Here is a 13,233-nt window from a genome sequence, read left to right as displayed (position 1 = left end):
GGAGGAAAACAAATGTATAAAGTAATCAGCCAATGTCCTGTCTGCGGCGGCCGGCTCAAGGTGATCAAATTAAAATGTGACAAATGTGATACGGTCATCGAAAATGATTTCCGCCTGAACAAATTTGATTACCTGTCCGAGCAGGAACTTTTCTTCATTGAGACCTTCATCCGCTGCCGCGGCAACATCAAAGAAGTGGAAAAAGAACTGAAAATCTCTTACCCCACCGTCCGTTCCCGTCTGGATGAGGTCATAGAGAAACTGGGCTACAAACCGGCGCCGGCGCCTGACAACAAAAAGAAGGAAATCCTGGACGCCCTGGAGCGGGGAGAAGTCACACCGGAGGAAGCTCTGGAACAAATGAAATAAAAATTGAAATAAAATGAGAGAATAAAAGGAGAACGTTATGGAAGAACAGTTGAGAATCTTAAAAATGCTGGAAGAAGGAAAAATTACGGCAGAACAGGCGTCAGAATTTCTCACGGCCCTGACACCGCAGAAGGAGACGGAAGCCGCGTCCTATGAAGTGGCAGAGACGGAGCGGGTCAATCTGGAGTATGACAAGCGCATGGTGCGTATTGTAGTGGACAGCAGTGAAGGGGATAAAGTGAACGTGCAGCTCCCGGTAACAGCCATCCGCCAGATCTTAAAAGTGACAGGAAAGCTTCCTGCTGTCAGTGAGAGCCTGCAGGGGATCGAGCTTACGGAGATTCTGGATACCGTTGTGGACTGCTTAGATGCTGAGGCCATCGGCGATATCGTGAACGTGGAATCGAAAAACGGTGATATCGTAAAGGTTTACGTGGGATAAGCAAAGGGGAGAGAAGATGAGGATCATTATACGCTCTAAGGATGTACGCCTTTTTATACCGGTACCGTTAAGGTTTGGTGGAATCGCCATAGCCTGCATCCCGGAGCGTACAATCCGGGAAATGCAGAGTGCGCTGCCTGCTCTCTGCGGAAAAGAGGTGGACAAGAAATTCCTCCGCCGGGCGTACCGGGAATGCTATCATGCACTGCGGCAGTTCAAGGGCCTGGAAATCGTAAATGTCACAAGTAAGGACGGAACCTATGTTTCTGTCAGGCTGTGAAAAAAGGGACATCCTGGGATGTCCCTCAAAGCATTTCCTGTTTACATATCCCTGTAGACAGCTTCCAGCATATCCAGAATGTGTTTCTCGGAGAACTTGCTGCTGTCAATACAGAGGTCATAGTGGGTCATATCCAGCCACTTTGCGTCTGTAAAATATTCGTAGTAAGAACGTCTCCTTTTATCCATTTTCTTTACCAGGGAGCGGGCGCTGCGCTCCTCCCTGCCTATCCGTTCCATGATATTTTTTACCCTGCGCTCAAAGGGGGCGAAAATGAAAACGCTTTTGCATCTGCCCTCCAGGATCTGGTCCGCACAGCGTCCCGCGATGATACAGTCTCCTTTTTCTGCCAGGTCATGGATGATTTTAGATTGGGATTCAAAAAGCACGTCGTTCATCGGCTGAAAGTGGTACTGCGGTTCCATCTGCATAGCGTCTTTGATGGGCAGATGCCATTGGTTTGCTTTCTTCTCATCCACTTTTTTCAGTTCTTCCAGGGGAATATCATTTTCCTGGCTTGCCAGGGTAATGAGTTCTTTGTCGTAAAACGGAATATCGAGCCTCTCAGCCAGCGCTTTTCCGATAAGCCGTCCATTGCTTCCGTACATCCGGTTGATCGTTATAATACGGTTCGCCATATCCATCCCTCCTATATGAAACTTTGATGCTGTCGGGTGTCATTAATCCTTTATTCTTACAGTTATTATAACATGTTTTCTGAAAGCATTCTATATATATGGGAAATTAATCGCAATAGTTCAGAATCCGTCAGCCCGGCAGAGGCAGCCGGTGTGATATGGAGCAGAATGCAACATATCTGTGTATCACGAAGCGTTTTGCTGGGCACGCAGTGATTTGATTTACATATAGATTCCAAGAGCTTTTTATGAATTATCTGTAGAAAGAGGAGAATCAGCAAGCAAATTCCATAAGATTACATACGAAAGCTCCAGATTTTTTCAGTATTATCTGTAAAACAAGAGGATAACATGATGGGGCCTGTTAAAATTACATAATAAAATGAAAGGTCCTTTTTAAATTATATGTAAAGCGGGAAGAAACCGTAGTCAGACTCCTTAAAATTACATACAAAACCCCAAATATTCCTTTAAATTATCTGTAAAGCAGGGAAAAGCTGCGGCTATTATATGTGTCTGTCTCGTGGGAGTCAGACGTAAAGGATCACCATTGGGAGTGAACCGTACCAATCCGGGGGAATGAGGAAGAAAAATGTCAAAAAATACTTGGATTTCTGAGAGAATAATGTTATGATAAAAAAGATATAAAAACGGTTTCTGACGAAGTGTCAGGAACGGCAGAATGATAGAGGTGCAGGTTTCAAGAGTATTTCCGCGAAAAAGGGCCGGGCGGCCGCCGGAGAGAAAGGGGAAACTGCCGAAGGGATGGATACCCGCCCGGGTGTCTGTTTCTGGGACGCCGCATAAGATGCGTCGTACTGTCACTGGAAGTGGAGCGCTATCATCTTGGACAGGAAAAGAGATTTTACTGCCATGAACGCGTTCCCGTAAGGGATTGCCGTTCATGGCTTTTTGTTATCCTAAATAATGGAAAGCACTGCAGTACAGGGCAGAAACCGGGAAAAGAAAGAGAGGATGTTTTCTAATGCGAAACAAGAGAAGAAGATGGGCCATGTGGGTGTCCGCGGCGCTTGTGGTGCTGCTGTGCGCAGTCACGGTATTTGCCGGGGAAGGCGAGACAGAGTATGTGCCGAAGATGTACGCCACCTTCTGGGCTTTGGTGCCGCCCATTGTGGCAATTGCGCTGGCACTGATCACCAAGGAGGTATACAGTTCCCTGTTTATCGGTATTTTAGTGGGTGCTGTATTTTACTCCAACTTTTCCTTTGAGGGAACTGTGACACAGATTTTCCAGGGAGGCATTATCAGCGTGCTTTCCGACAGTTACAATGTGGGTATCCTGGTATTCCTTGTGATACTGGGCGTTATGGTATGTCTCATGAACAACGCGGGAGGTTCTGCGGCCTTCGGACGCTGGGCAGGCGAACATATCAAAAGCCGTGTGGGCGCGCAGCTTGCCACAATCCTGCTGGGTGTGCTGATCTTTATTGATGACTATTTTAACTGCCTTACCGTGGGCAGCGTTATGCGTCCGGTCACGGACAAGCAGCAGGTTTCCAGGGCAAAGCTGGCTTACCTCATTGACGCCACAGCCGCTCCGGTCTGCATCATCGCTCCTATTTCCTCATGGGCGGCTGCAGTCAGCGGATTTGTGGAGGGAGAGGATGGTCTTTCCCTTTTTGTGCGGGCTATTCCCTATAACTTCTACGCCCTTCTTACCATTGTCATGATGGTGGGAATGGTACTGATGAAAGTGGAATTCGGCTCCATGGCAGTGCATGAGAAAAATGCAAAGAACGGTGATTTGTATACCACACCGGGCCGCCCTTATGCCAGCGCGGAGACAGAGAAGGAAAACACGAGAGGAAAAGTCATGGACCTTGTCATTCCTATCTTATGTCTTGTAATATGCTGTGTGATCGGTATGATCTATACGGGCGGTTTCTTTGAGGGAGCCGGCTTTGTGGAGGCATTTTCACAGAGCGATGCATCTGTAGGCCTTGCGCTGGGCAGTTTCTTCGGTCTGGTGATCACGGTGATTCTTTACATTGCGCGCCGGGTGCTCTCCTTCAGGGAGTGTATGGCATGTATCCCGGATGGTTTTAAAGCCATGGTTCCTGCTATCCTGATTCTGACCTTTGCGTGGACACTGAAAGCCATGACAGACAGCTTAGGTGCGGCAGAGTATGTGGGGAATCTGGTGCAGTCCAGTGCCAACGGGTTTATGAACCTGCTTCCGGCCATCATCTTTTTAGTCGGATGCGGTCTGGCGTTTGCCACAGGAACCTCCTGGGGAACCTTTGGTATCCTGATCCCCATCGTGGTTTCCGTGTTCGCCAATTCCAATCCGCAGCTTATGATCATTTCCATTTCCGCCTGTATGGCAGGTGCTGTGTGCGGTGACCACTGTTCTCCCATATCCGACACCACCATCATGGCGTCCGCCGGAGCCCAGTGTGACCATGTGAACCATGTTTCCACACAGCTTCCCTACGCCATAACAGCGGCAGCAGTCAGCTTTGTATCCTACATCATTGCGGGATTTGTACAGACAGCATGGATTGCCCTTCCCATTGCGATCCTTCTCATGCTGATCGTATTGGTTGTAATAAAAGCCATAAACAGGCCGATCTCCTAAAGAGCAGGCAGAGACGAACAGACGTACAGGATTTTAATATCCGTACGTCTGTTTTTTTAGAAAAATGCTGTATTTACCCCATCTTTATTGTTTGAATGAAACATAAAAAAGCAATATATATAATATTATGAGCAAGAAGGCGATAGACTTATGACGAAATTTTGCGTATGCTATAGATAGTGAAACGAGAGTTCCCGGAGCGCGCGGCAGTGTTCTTGCGGGGAGGAAAAAGTTGAAATTTTTTACCGGATGAAAGGAGATTCTTATGAGTGAAAAAGCAGAAATGAAGGGGCGTGTTACGATTCCCACAGATGTGGATGTGGTTCCGGAGACACTGGAGCTTGTAAAGCGGTGGGGCGCAGATGCCATCCGTGACTGTGACGGAACAGATTATCCGGCCCAGCTTCGGGATGTGGATGCAAAGGTTTACTCTACTTATTACACCACCAGGAAAGACAACACATGGGCAAAAGCCAACCCGGATGAGATTCAGCAGATGTACATCATGACACCTTTCTACAACGCGGCAGGAAATGAGCTCAGCATCCATCTGATGAATCATCTGTATCCGGATATGCTGAAAGTCAATTCCAGAGATGATATCACCCGCTGGTGGGAAGTGATTGACCGTACCACCGGTGAAGTGGTTCCGCCTGCACAGTGGGAGTACAGTGAGGAGACAGGGGACGTGACCATCCATGAGACAATCGCATTCCATGATTACACTGTGAGTTTTCTTGCCTATATCATGTGGGACCCGGTACATATGTATAACGCGGTGACCAATGACTGGAAGGACGTGGAAAAGCAGATCACCTTTGACGTACGTCAGCCGAAAACCCATAAATTTTCCATGGAGAGGCTGCGCAGATATATTGAGGACAATCCTCACATTGATGTGATTCGCTACACCACCTTTTTCCATCAGTTCACCCTGATCTTTGATGAGCTGGCAAGGGAAAAATATGTGGACTGGTACGGTTATTCCGCGTCTGTAAGCCCATATATCCTGGAGCAGTTTGAGGCTGAGGCAGGCTATAAGTTCCGCCCGGAATACATCATTGACCAGGGCTATATGAACAATACATACCGCATTCCGTCAAAAGAATTCCGGGATTTCCAGAGATTCCAGAGGCGTGAGGTTGCCAAGCTTGCAAAAGAAATGGTGGATATCACACACGAGTGCGGCAAGGAAGCCATGATGTTTTTGGGCGACCACTGGATTGGTACCGAACCGTTTATGGAGGAGTTCAAATCCATCGGCCTGGATGCGGTAGTGGGAAGTGTGGGAAATGGTTCTACTCTGCGTCTGATCAGCGATATTGAGGGCGTAAACTATACAGAGGGACGTTTTCTTCCCTACTTCTTCCCGGATACCTTCCACGAGGGCGGCGACCCGGTGAAGGAGGCAAAGGTAAACTGGGTGACAGCCAGAAGAGCTATCCTTAGAAAGCCCATCGACCGGATCGGTTACGGCGGATACCTGAAGCTGGCTATGCAGTTCCCGGATTTCATCGACTATGTGGAGAGCGTCTGCCAGGAGTTCAGGACCCTGTACAACAACATAAAGGGAACCACACCTTACTGTGTAAAACGTGTGGCTGTACTGAACAGCTGGGGCAAAATGCGCGCCTGGGGCAACCATATGGTACACCATGCGATCTATTACAAACAGAATTATTCCTATGCAGGCATCATCGAGGCATTGAGCGGTGCCCCCTTTGATGTGAAATTTATCAGCTTTGATGATATCAGGGAGAATCCGGATATCCTGAAAGATATTGATGTCATTCTCAATGTGGGAGGCGCCTACACGGCATATTCCGGCGGGGAGAACTGGGCTGATGAGAAGATCCTTACAGCCGTAAAACGTTTTGTATACGAAGGCGGCGGATTCATCGGCGTGGGTGAACCTACAGCCTGCCAGCGGGAGGGACGTTACTTCCAGCTCTCCGGTGTCATGGGAGTGGAGAAAGAAAACGGATTCACCCTCAATGTGGACAAATACAACTGGGAAGAGCATGAGCACTTTATCACAGAGGACTGCAGAGGGGAAGTGGACTTCGGTGAGGGACAGAAGAGCATCTTCGCACTCCCGGAAACCACCATCATCAGGCAGGTGGATAAGGAAGTACAGCTTGCGGCCAATGATTTCGGAGAGGGCAGAAGTGTGTATATCAGCGGACTGCCTTACAGCTTTGAGAACAGCAGGCTTCTCTACAGGGCGATCCTCTGGTCATCCCACGATGAGGAGAATCTGCACAGATGGTTCTCTGAGAACTACAATGTGGAAGTACATGCCTATGTGAAGAACGGAAAATACTGTGTAGTCAACAATACCTATGAACCGCAGGATACTGTGGTATATAAAGGGGACGGAAGCAGCTTTGCGCTGCATCTGGATGCCAATGAGATCATCTGGTACGAGATCTGATGAAAAGATAACGCGAAAAAGCGGCTGGGCTGTCAGTGAAGATGCTGACAGCACAGCCGCTTTTTACAGCAAGAAGTTCAAAGGATTTATATCACCTTTTACATGTATCAGATATAAAATGTGATATAATGATATAATATCAGATTAAAAACGATATTGCAAGATGTTACGGGAAATTATCGGAATTACTTTGCAGCCGTCTCGGCATAATCCGTGATGACCAGATCCGAATAGGCGACTCTGGCTTTCAATTCCCCGGCGCTGTCCAGAATATCCTGAAGAAGTTCAAAGCTATCCTTTTCAAAGATCAGGTTATCCTTCCAGGTATCCTGGTCCTTGTAACGTTTTACAATGGTGGTGATGGTATCCAGGTCATTTTCCTTGAACTGGGGTTTGATGATCTTGGCGATTTCTTCCGCGGTGTGGGTATTCACATAGTCCATACCTTTTTGCAGGGCATTGACGAATCCCTGTACGATCTCCGGGTTCTTCTCCATAAAGCTTTTTTTGGCACTGTAAGCCGTATAGGGGACATAACCGGAATCCACGCCGCAGGAGGCTACCACATAACCGGCTCCTTCTTTTTCCAGGGCAGTGGCGCTTGGTTCAAATTCCACAGTGAAGTCACCCTGTCCTCCGGAAAAAGCGGCAGCAGTGGAGCCGAAATCAATACTCTGGTCAATGTTCATATCCTTCTGTGGGTCAAGACCGTTCTGTTTCAGGATATATTCAAATACCATTTCCGGCATGCCGCCGGCGCGCCCGCCCAGAATATCCTTACCCTTTAAATCACTCCACTTGAAATCCGGCATCTCTTTTCTGGCTACCAGGAAATTTCCGGCACGCTGTGTAAGCTGTGCAAAGTTGACGACTGCGTCATTGGCACCTTCCTGGTAGGCATACACGGATGCCTCCGCGCCCATAAAGCCGATGTCTGCGTCACCGGAGAGGACAGCAGTCATGGTTTTGTCAGCGCCGAAACCTGTCACGCACTCTAACCGGATACCTTCCTTTGTAAAGTATCCCTCCTCAATGGCCACATACTGCGGCGCATAGAAGATGGAATGGGCAACTTCATTCAGTTTCACATCCACCAGTTCTTTTTCCGTGCCGGAATCTTTGGAATCTTTCCCACTCTTTGCTGACTTCTGGCAGCCTGTAAGACACATGGAAGCGCAGAGTGTGACTGCGAGTAAAACGGATAAAATCTTTTTCATAGTTCCCTCCTGTTATTTGGTGCAATAAAATATTCCCAAAGGCCGCAGGGTGCTCCGGGACATATAATAAGGTATGAAAAAGGCTTGCCAGAAGTTCCGGGACCGGTGTTAAAAAACAGGCTTGTTCCCAAAGCAGAAAAATTTTATAATGGAGTTACAAAGAGAAAACGGGAGGAACCCTATATGAGCAACCAGCGATATTCCATGGAGCCGCCTCCTCTGTCACTGCCTGTTCAGCTTTTGTATGTGACCTGCGCCAGGTCTGACAAGGACTGGCACAGTATGGAGCATTCCCATTATTTTGCAGAGCTTTTCTTCATCACAAAGGGGGAGGGGAGCTTTATCATAGACAATAAGAGAGTCCCTGTGCGGGAAAATGATCTGGTTTTAGTAAACCCGGGTGTCTCCCACACGGAACTGGGAAATAAAAAAAGCCCCTGGGAATACATTGCCCTGGGCATAGAGGGGCTGCAGTTCCATTCCGGGGAGGAGAGCGGACCCTATGACTACAGTGTCCATTACCTGGGACAGCGCCACAGGCAGATTTCAGACTGCCTGGCGCAGATGGTTGCGGAGGCGCGTCTGGAAGAACCGGACAGCGGGGTGATCTGCCAGAAGCTTCTGGAGCTGCTCCTTCTGTATATTACCAGGCATACCCGCCAGAACCTTCTGGCAGCGCCGCCCAAGAAAGCCACCAGAGAATGCCGTTTTGTGGAGCAGTATATCAATGAACACTACTTTGAGGAGATCACCCTGGAATCCCTGAGCCTTCTGGCCCATATCAATAAATACTATCTGGTCCATGCGTTTAAGGCCTATAAGGGAATCTCTCCCATCAGCTATCTGACACAGAAACGGCTGTCAGAGGCCATGCATCTTCTGGAGACCACCAACTATCCGGTCACGAAAATATCAGGTATGGTCGGATACTCCTCCCAGTCTTACTTTTCCCAGGCATTCCGGAGAATGACTTCCATGTCGCCGAATCAGTACAGAAAGAGAAATGAAAAAAAGATGCTGGAAAGCAAACAGGAAACCGGCCGGCAGAATTAAAAAAGCCGTGGGCTGCAGCGTATCTTACTGCAGCCCACGGCTTTTCTGCGTCTTATTTTTGCAGACGTTTTGTCAATGTCCACAAGAGCTGGAGATCATCACGGTCCAGTTCCTGCATATCCTGGTACAGATTCTTGAATTGTTCAGGACAGACAATGCTCTCGTCAAAAAATTCTTTTGGTGTAACATTCAGATAATCACAGATATAGAAAAATACCGTCATGGAGGGAAGTCCTTTTTTATTTTCCAATCCGTTGATGTATCCCGGGTTCTGTCCAATGGAAAGACTCATGTCTCTTGCAGAGACCTTCTTCGCTGACCGAAGCTGCGTAAGACGGTCATAAAACAATTCTTCGTAGCTGTTTTCTTCAAAAGTATTCTCGCTGTACATATTTTTCACCACCTAATATATAACATTGTACATGATACTATGCCCCAAAATGTCGTTTTTAATGCGTAATCTGTCTTGAAATATCGTATTGTATCTGATATTATAAAAAGAAATATTAGATTCATTAAGATATTATTAAATTTACAGGGAGCGGGAGTGAAGATGACAAGAAATGAAAGAATACATGGACTGGGATACTGCAGGTCGTGCCTGAATGAGACATACGGACTGAAGCTGAAGCGGGAGGATGTGCTGGTATATGATTTTATGGGACAGTGTATGAAATGCGGAAAAACCCGCCATATTGTGCATAGAGTTAAGAAATATAAGACCTGGAAGCTCATAGGTTCCCGTAAACTGGGAAAAGAGTGCTGAACAGCAAAAAAAGAGGGGACCGCACGCATGACAGCATCACGCGTGCGGTCCCCTCTTTCGGATCAGGGCCAGGGCTTAGAGCCTGGGAGTTTTCATTTCCCTGTTTTTCAGATATTCTTTTACGCCCTCCACATCACTGTAGGCAAAGTGGCGCAGTTCCTTTTCTGTCATCTGTCCCAGCTCTTCTAAGTCCGAGCTGCCGGTGACCGGACAGATGGGAAGAAGTTCCTCGGCGGTCAGGCCGAATTCCTCCATCTGCTGTGGAGATATGTACTGTGTCACTTCTATTTTATTGCAGGATTTGCAGTGGTACACAGAAAATACTTCATTGCTCATATCTTTTTCTCCTTTGTCAGAATAACAATATCATAATACAAGACAGGGAAAAAGTACAGGGGAGTTTTTACGGTACGGGAAAGTTCTCTGTGCCGTACCTTTTATTTTATCATAAAGAAGACGGAGACAGCCGTAAAGACAGCCAGTAAAAGATAGAGGACAGCATAAAGGATGCGGCACAGGGAATCCGATAGCTTCGTTTTTCTGAGGGCATAGGCCAGCAGATAGGTGGTCAGGACGCTGAGAATAAATACCGTGATATCAGCCCACAGGTAATTCTTTTTTGTGAACAGCGTATACCCGTAAAAGAGCGCGGGCATGGCGGCCAGCCCGGCATACAGACCTGCCAGGTTTTTGCAGAACAGGTCAGGACAGCGGTAGGAGAGCAGGCGCCGTTCTGTAAGCATAAAGAGAAGTGCAGGGAAGAACAGCAGTTTGAGATGTTCCCACACACTCTCGTTTACCGGGCTGAACAGTCCGACCAGGAAAAAATCACCGGACCATCCGTAAAAAAAGTGGGACAGGGAACCAAGGATCATGGTGAACAGGATACCGATCACGGTAAAAACTTTAAAAGATTGCTGCATAGGGAGACCTCCGGGGATTAACATGCATTATGTTTAAAATTATGCTGGGAATTGAAAAAATATATGTATGACACTTGAAAAAATAGAGGCAACGGAGGATAATGGGGAGGAAAAGTAAATACAAGGTAATGGTTCCGGCTGAGCTGTTACGAAACGAGGAGGATTACAGATGAAACTTGGATTTATCGGATGCGGCAATATGGCTTCTGCTATTATCGGCGGCATTTTGGAAAAAAAGATCGTAGACAGGGAAGATATCACAGCGTCCACAAAGTCAGAGGAATCTGCTGCAAAGATAAAAGAAAAACTGGGCATCGCCTGCAGTACGGACAACAGGGAGACAGCGAAGCATTCCGACATGGTGTTCCTGGCAGTAAAGCCGCAGTTTCTGGAGGACGTGATCGCGGAGATAAAAGATGTGCTTGGCAGTGACCAGGTGATCATCTCCATCGCTGCCGGCAAGACCATGAGCTGGCTGGAGGAACGCATAGGCGGGGGCAGGAAGATCATCCGCACCATGCCAAATACACCGGCTCTGGTAGGCGAAGGAATCACAGGTGTCTGCAGGAATGCACTGGTGGAAGAAAAAGAGCTGGAGGAGGCCCTGGTGCTGCTCCGCTCTTTCGGAAGGGCAGAGGTAGTGACAGAACCCATGCTGGATGTGGTGGGAGCTGTCAGCGGAAGTTCCCCGGCCTTTGTTTTCATGTTCATTGAGGCCATGGCTGACGGCGCTGTTGCTGAGGGCATGCCGAGGAAAAAAGCCTATGAATTTGCGGCACAGGCCGTTCTGGGCAGTGCAAAAATGGTCCTTGAGACAGGGATGCATCCGGGCGAGCTCAAGGATATGGTGTGCTCACCGGCAGGTACCACTATTGAAGGGGTGGGCATTCTGGAGCAAAAGGGCATGCGCAGTGCTGTGATGGACTGCATCCGCGCCTGTGTAAAGAAGACCAGAGAACTGTAGAAACGGGCAATGTCTTGACGGGAATTAGCAATATTTCTCATTGCAATAAATGCGAACTGCTGGTAGAATATAAGAAAAGGCAAAAAGCACCTGTGTGCTGCTTGGCCGAGACAGAAGGGGTTGCTTATGGACCATATTTTTGAAATCAGTGTATGGCTGCTGGACAGTGGCAATGCGTTTCTGCGTTTTTTGGGAAAACTGCTTTACAAGATTCCCAGGGCATATACTAAGAGTCTGGAGAAAACAAGAAAAGGGGAAGAGGCACTGGAGGAAGAGATTGAGAAACGCCGGGAAGATACCTGGCACAGAATCATGAAGAGCCTCGGTGAGGAGTGAATCAAAAGCGGACAGGCCGGCATCACTGCGGCCTGTCCGTTCCTGTTGAGAGGGTGCTGTTATGGTATTGTGATGAGTATGTGACATCTTCCCCAAACCAGTCCGGTGGTGTGAAGGAATTGGCTGACTCCACGTCCGGGAATTCCACCTCTGCCAGAAAAAGACCCTCATAAGGCGCCTGAAAGACATCCAGCTCAATGGTGAGTTCTCCCTCAAGGGGCAGCAGATATCTGATCTTGGACAGAACGATGCCGTCCGCCTTTTCCTTCAGATGATAATAGGACGTCTCGTTCAACGGCAGGTTATACTCCTCCCGAACCATATGGCCCTCTCCCTTATAGGTGAGGATATAGGTGTCGTCCTGTCTGCGTATGCGGACAACCGGGTTGGTGTTCAGATACGCCTGCTCGATCACATGACAGGGATAGTTCTTCAAATCAGCGGGCAGCTCTTTAATAAGAAATTTTCTTTCGATTTCCATTTCTGTAAGGACCTCCTTTTTCTATATAAACAGGTATATCATATTTTTTATAAAAAAGAAACGGAAGTTTTAGAATTAACATGTAATCCTATGGTATAATAAACGGGTAGGCAGGATTTTATACATGTTTTGAATTTATAATAGGGAGGTACTCATATGGCAAAAGTTTGTGTATTTACGGCAGATGGTTTTGAGGAAGTGGAAGGTCTGACTGTGGTGGACCTTTTAAGGAGAGCCGGCGAGGAAGTGCTCATGGTATCCATCTCCGACAATCTGAGTGTGACCGGTTCCCATGGAATTGAGATAAAAGCAGATGTATTCTTTGAGGATGTGGACTACAGCACAGTGGACCTGCTGGTGCTGCCCGGAGGCATGCCGGGAACCAAACATCTGGGAGCGCATCAGGGGCTTGCGGACCTGCTGAAAGAATTTGCCGCATCAGACCGGAAAGTGGCGGCAATCTGCGCAGCACCCAGTGTCCTGGGCGGTCTCGGGATTTTAAGGGAGAAGAAGGCGGCCTGCTATCCGGGATTTGAGGAGAAGCTGGAAGGCGCGCTGGTCTTTACCGATTCGGTGGTAAAAGACGGAAATATCACCACCAGCAGAGGCCTGGGAACAGCTATCCCCTTTGCGCTGGAGCTGATTTCACAGCTTGAGGGAGAAGTGAAGGCCCGCCAGATCAAAAAATCCATTGTTTCATAAAAAAATGCTGGTATTTTTAAATTCCTTGT

Annotated in this window: 16 protein-coding genes and 1 riboswitch; of the genes, 10 read left to right on the top strand and 6 right to left on the bottom strand. The window is 47.9% G+C overall.

The window, feature by feature from the left end:
- Positions 1-12 precede the first annotated feature (12 nt).
- From V8Q34_RS08750 to V8Q34_RS08740, 3 genes are read left to right on the top strand one after another with little or no spacing between them, the layout of a single operon-like run.
- Positions 13-369: a DUF2089 domain-containing protein gene (locus V8Q34_RS08750; protein ID WP_335835235.1), complete on the top strand. Its 357-nt coding sequence runs from the start codon at positions 13-15 to the stop codon at positions 367-369.
- Between the two features lie 37 nt (positions 370-406).
- Positions 407-811, top strand: coding sequence for an SHOCT-like domain-containing protein (locus tag V8Q34_RS08745; protein WP_033140938.1), 405 nt, complete (start codon positions 407-409; stop codon positions 809-811).
- A gap of 16 nt (positions 812-827) precedes the next feature.
- The gene (locus tag V8Q34_RS08740) at positions 828-1,091 is read left to right on the top strand and encodes a hypothetical protein (RefSeq protein WP_227211518.1); all 264 of its coding nucleotides are present in this window, start codon (positions 828-830) and stop codon (positions 1,089-1,091) included.
- A gap of 41 nt (positions 1,092-1,132) precedes the next feature.
- Here the strand turns inward: V8Q34_RS08740 and V8Q34_RS08735 are convergent, their stop codons facing one another.
- The gene (locus V8Q34_RS08735; protein ID WP_033140940.1) at positions 1,133-1,729 is read right to left on the bottom strand and encodes a cytidylate kinase-like family protein; all 597 of its coding nucleotides are present in this window, start codon (positions 1,727-1,729) and stop codon (positions 1,133-1,135) included.
- Between the two features lie 678 nt (positions 1,730-2,407).
- Positions 2,408-2,578, top strand: a riboswitch (Lysine riboswitch).
- Between the two features lie 136 nt (positions 2,579-2,714).
- Between V8Q34_RS08735 and V8Q34_RS08730 the strand changes: the two genes are divergently transcribed.
- Both V8Q34_RS08730 and gnpA read left to right on the top strand, forming a co-directional pair.
- The gene (locus tag V8Q34_RS08730; RefSeq protein ID WP_118743542.1) at positions 2,715-4,328 is read left to right on the top strand and encodes a Na+/H+ antiporter NhaC family protein; all 1,614 of its coding nucleotides are present in this window, start codon (positions 2,715-2,717) and stop codon (positions 4,326-4,328) included.
- A gap of 265 nt (positions 4,329-4,593) precedes the next feature.
- Entirely contained in the window at positions 4,594-6,762 is a 2,169-nt protein-coding gene (gene gnpA, locus V8Q34_RS08725; protein ID WP_033140943.1) for a 1,3-beta-galactosyl-N-acetylhexosamine phosphorylase, read from the top strand.
- A gap of 185 nt (positions 6,763-6,947) precedes the next feature.
- Here gnpA and V8Q34_RS08720 read toward each other — a convergent pair whose 3' ends face one another.
- Positions 6,948-7,979 carry an ABC transporter substrate-binding protein gene (locus V8Q34_RS08720; RefSeq protein ID WP_256129608.1) on the bottom strand — a complete coding sequence of 344 codons (1,032 nt, stop codon included), beginning with the start codon at positions 7,977-7,979 and terminating at the stop codon, positions 6,948-6,950.
- A 183-nt stretch (positions 7,980-8,162) separates the two neighbouring features.
- Between V8Q34_RS08720 and V8Q34_RS08715 the strand changes: the two genes are divergently transcribed.
- The gene (locus tag V8Q34_RS08715) at positions 8,163-9,032 is read left to right on the top strand and encodes a helix-turn-helix domain-containing protein (RefSeq protein WP_033140984.1); all 870 of its coding nucleotides are present in this window, start codon (positions 8,163-8,165) and stop codon (positions 9,030-9,032) included.
- 52 nt (positions 9,033-9,084) lie between these two features.
- Here V8Q34_RS08715 and V8Q34_RS08710 read toward each other — a convergent pair whose 3' ends face one another.
- A complete protein-coding gene (locus V8Q34_RS08710) occupies positions 9,085-9,423 on the bottom strand; it encodes a helix-turn-helix domain-containing protein (protein WP_033140945.1) in 339 nt (112 codons plus the stop codon).
- Between the two features lie 162 nt (positions 9,424-9,585).
- On the opposite strand from V8Q34_RS08710, the gene V8Q34_RS08705 reads away from it, so the two are divergent.
- A complete protein-coding gene (locus tag V8Q34_RS08705; protein ID WP_033140946.1) occupies positions 9,586-9,798 on the top strand; it encodes a hypothetical protein in 213 nt (70 codons plus the stop codon).
- A gap of 75 nt (positions 9,799-9,873) precedes the next feature.
- Here the strand turns inward: V8Q34_RS08705 and V8Q34_RS08700 are convergent, their stop codons facing one another.
- Together V8Q34_RS08700 and V8Q34_RS08695 are read right to left on the bottom strand one after the other, a co-directional pair.
- Positions 9,874-10,134, bottom strand: coding sequence for a toxin PIN (locus tag V8Q34_RS08700; RefSeq protein WP_227211304.1), 261 nt, complete (start codon positions 10,132-10,134; stop codon positions 9,874-9,876).
- 101 nt (positions 10,135-10,235) lie between these two features.
- Positions 10,236-10,721 carry a DUF6512 family protein gene (locus V8Q34_RS08695; protein WP_033140948.1) on the bottom strand — a complete coding sequence of 162 codons (486 nt, stop codon included), beginning with the start codon at positions 10,719-10,721 and terminating at the stop codon, positions 10,236-10,238.
- Between the two features lie 169 nt (positions 10,722-10,890).
- Between V8Q34_RS08695 and proC the strand changes: the two genes are divergently transcribed.
- Positions 10,891-11,685 (top strand): pyrroline-5-carboxylate reductase, encoded by a 795-nt coding sequence (gene proC, locus V8Q34_RS08690; RefSeq protein ID WP_335835234.1) that lies wholly within the window; start codon positions 10,891-10,893, stop codon positions 11,683-11,685.
- Positions 11,686-11,811: 126 nt separating this feature from the next.
- Positions 11,812-12,021: a hypothetical protein gene (locus V8Q34_RS08685; RefSeq protein ID WP_033140950.1), complete on the top strand. Its 210-nt coding sequence runs from the start codon at positions 11,812-11,814 to the stop codon at positions 12,019-12,021.
- A gap of 22 nt (positions 12,022-12,043) precedes the next feature.
- Here V8Q34_RS08685 and V8Q34_RS08680 read toward each other — a convergent pair whose 3' ends face one another.
- Positions 12,044-12,502 carry a CYTH domain-containing protein gene (locus V8Q34_RS08680; protein ID WP_148393958.1) on the bottom strand — a complete coding sequence of 153 codons (459 nt, stop codon included), beginning with the start codon at positions 12,500-12,502 and terminating at the stop codon, positions 12,044-12,046.
- Between the two features lie 156 nt (positions 12,503-12,658).
- Here V8Q34_RS08680 and V8Q34_RS08675 point away from each other — a divergent pair, with 156 nt between their 5' ends.
- Positions 12,659-13,204 (top strand): DJ-1 family glyoxalase III, encoded by a 546-nt coding sequence (locus V8Q34_RS08675; RefSeq protein ID WP_148393730.1) that lies wholly within the window; start codon positions 12,659-12,661, stop codon positions 13,202-13,204.
- Positions 13,205-13,233: the final 29 nt, after the last annotated feature.

This window comes from Blautia sp. JLR.GB0024, from assembly GCF_037000545.1.
Taxonomy (GTDB): domain Bacteria; phylum Bacillota; class Clostridia; order Lachnospirales; family Lachnospiraceae; genus Blautia; species Blautia celeris.
The sequence above is the reverse complement of the archived record's forward strand: the minus strand, read 5'-3'. Positions and strand labels throughout refer to the sequence as shown.

Coding starts and splice junctions, on each gene's coding strand:
- V8Q34_RS08750 (WP_335835235.1), top strand. CDS start 13: ATGTATAAAGTAATCAGCCAATGTCCTGTCTGCGGCGGCCGGCTCAAG.
- V8Q34_RS08745 (WP_033140938.1), top strand. CDS start 407: ATGGAAGAACAGTTGAGAATCTTAAAAATGCTGGAAGAAGGAAAAATT.
- V8Q34_RS08740 (WP_227211518.1), top strand. CDS start 828: ATGAGGATCATTATACGCTCTAAGGATGTACGCCTTTTTATACCGGTA.
- V8Q34_RS08735 (WP_033140940.1), bottom strand. CDS start 1,729: ATGGCGAACCGTATTATAACGATCAACCGGATGTACGGAAGCAATGGA.
- V8Q34_RS08730 (WP_118743542.1), top strand. CDS start 2,715: ATGCGAAACAAGAGAAGAAGATGGGCCATGTGGGTGTCCGCGGCGCTT.
- gnpA (WP_033140943.1), top strand. CDS start 4,594: ATGAGTGAAAAAGCAGAAATGAAGGGGCGTGTTACGATTCCCACAGAT.
- V8Q34_RS08720 (WP_256129608.1), bottom strand. CDS start 7,979: ATGAAAAAGATTTTATCCGTTTTACTCGCAGTCACACTCTGCGCTTCC.
- V8Q34_RS08715 (WP_033140984.1), top strand. CDS start 8,163: ATGAGCAACCAGCGATATTCCATGGAGCCGCCTCCTCTGTCACTGCCT.
- V8Q34_RS08710 (WP_033140945.1), bottom strand. CDS start 9,423: ATGTACAGCGAGAATACTTTTGAAGAAAACAGCTACGAAGAATTGTTT.
- V8Q34_RS08705 (WP_033140946.1), top strand. CDS start 9,586: ATGACAAGAAATGAAAGAATACATGGACTGGGATACTGCAGGTCGTGC.
- V8Q34_RS08700 (WP_227211304.1), bottom strand. CDS start 10,134: ATGAGCAATGAAGTATTTTCTGTGTACCACTGCAAATCCTGCAATAAA.
- V8Q34_RS08695 (WP_033140948.1), bottom strand. CDS start 10,721: ATGCAGCAATCTTTTAAAGTTTTTACCGTGATCGGTATCCTGTTCACC.
- proC (WP_335835234.1), top strand. CDS start 10,891: ATGAAACTTGGATTTATCGGATGCGGCAATATGGCTTCTGCTATTATC.
- V8Q34_RS08685 (WP_033140950.1), top strand. CDS start 11,812: ATGGACCATATTTTTGAAATCAGTGTATGGCTGCTGGACAGTGGCAAT.
- V8Q34_RS08680 (WP_148393958.1), bottom strand. CDS start 12,502: ATGGAAATCGAAAGAAAATTTCTTATTAAAGAGCTGCCCGCTGATTTG.
- V8Q34_RS08675 (WP_148393730.1), top strand. CDS start 12,659: ATGGCAAAAGTTTGTGTATTTACGGCAGATGGTTTTGAGGAAGTGGAA.